This window comes from Mycobacterium innocens (assembly GCF_900566055.1).
Classification (GTDB): Bacteria; Actinomycetota; Actinomycetes; order Mycobacteriales; family Mycobacteriaceae; genus Mycobacterium; species Mycobacterium innocens.
Genome location: NZ_UPHQ01000151.1, coordinates 1 through 1,977, shown reverse-complemented (window position 1 = coordinate 1,977; position 1,977 = coordinate 1). Strand labels below are relative to the sequence as shown.

General features: G+C 68.7%; 1 protein-coding gene. It reads right to left on the bottom strand.

Annotated features, from left to right (window positions below):
- Positions 1 to 1,977 (bottom strand): condensation domain-containing protein (locus EET03_RS15245; protein WP_167470644.1); only part of this gene is annotated, 1,977 nt, incomplete at both ends.

Sequence of the window (1,977 nt, the reverse complement as noted above, 5' to 3'; positions counted from 1 at the left end):
AATCCATGCGGGCAGTCTGGGTCCCGATCGGTATCGGGGTGACCGCCAGATCCCCCAAGCCCAACCCGGCGCCCGAACCATCATCCGGCCCGGCGAAGTTCTGCCAGGCCAACATCACCTGGACCAGAGGGTGATGGGTCAGGGATCGGGCCGGGTTGAGCCGCTCCACCAGCACCTCAAAAGGCACATCCTGGTTCTCGAAAGCGGCCAGGCTGCGCGCCCGCACCCGCGCCAACAACTCAGCAAAGCTGGGGTCACCGGCCACCTCGACGCGCAGCACCAAGGTGTTGACGAAAAAGCCGACCAGCTCATCCAGGGCGGGATCACCCCGCCCGGCGATCGGGAACCCGACGGCCACATCGGAACTGCCACTGAGCTTGGCCAGCAGCACCGCTAAGGCGGCCTGCATCACCATGAAACTGGTCGCGTTATGCTCCCGGGCCACCCGAGCCACCTGCAGTTGCAGCTCGGGCGGCCAGTCCACGGCCATACTGGCGCCGCGGTAATCGGCCACCGGCGGATAAGGCCGATCGGTGGGCAGCGCCAGCCGCTCGGGCAGCCCGGCCAGCGCATCACGCCAGTAGGCCAGCTGGGCGGCGATGCGGCTGCCGGGATCGGCCAGATCACCGAACTGGGCGCGCTGCCACAACGTGTAATCGACATACTGCACCGCCAACGGCGCCCAGCCCGGGGCCCGCCCCTCACACCGGGCGGCATAAGCCACCCCCAAATCACGTACCAGCACGGGGATCGACCAGCCGTCAGCGGCGATATGATGCGCCACCGCCACCAGCACATGCTCCTGCTCGCCGAGGCGCAGCAGCTGTGCCCGCAACGGGATCTCGGCCGCCAGATCAAAGCTGTGACCCGCCACCGCGCCGATGGCCTCTTCCAGCCGGTCTGCCGACCAGCCGGCGGCCTCAACAACCTGCCAGCCGAAGCCGGCCCGCTCAACCGGGACGATCACCTGTCGAGGTGTTCCCTCGACCGCCTGCAACAGCGTGCGCAGACTCTCATGACGGGCCACCACATCAGCCAACGCCGCCCCCAGCGCCTCAGCATCCAACCGGCCGCTCAGCCGCACCGCCGCCGGCAGGTTGTACACCGCTGACCGCCCGTGCAGCTGGTCCAAAAACCACAACCGGGACTGGGCAAACGACAACGGAACCACCGCCGGGCGCGGCCGCACCCTCAACGGCTCCAGCCGCCGGCCACTCTGCTCACCGATCCGGGCCGCCAACCCGGCCACCGTGGGAGTTTCAAACACCGCCCGCACCGCAAGATCGGCGTCCAAGCCGGCGTTGACCGCGGCAACCAAACGCATCGCCGAAATGCTGTCCCCGCCCAAATCGAAAAACGACTCATCCACCCCTATTTGCCGGGACGGCTCCACACCGAGCACCCGGGCGTAGATGCCGGCCAGGATCTCCTCGGTGGAATTGGCCGGGGCACGGTACCGGTCAACACCGTGGTATTCGGGGGCCGGCAAGGCGCGGATATCGAGCTTGCCGTTGACCGTCAACGGTAGGGCCTCGAGCACCACCACCGCCGCCGGCACCATATAGCCCGGCAACCGCTCGGCCAGCGCGGCACGCGCCCCAGCCGGCTCCACCGCCCCGGCGGCCGACTCGGTGACATAACCCACCAGACGCTTATCCCCGGGGTGGTCCTCACGGGCAACCACCACCGCCTGCCCCACCCCGGCCAGCCCGGACAGCGCCGCGCGCACCTCACCGCACTCGACGCGATACCCGCGGATCTTGACCTGCTCATCGGCGCGGCCCACATACCGCAACTGCCCATCAGTACCCCACCACACCAAATCCCCAGTCCGATACATCCGTTGGCCCGGCACTCCCGCGCCGCCGAACGGGCACGCCACAAACCGCGACCCGGTCAACCCAGACCGACCCACATACCCGACACCCACACCGCGCCCGGCCACATACAACTCCCCCACCACCCCCACCGGCACCG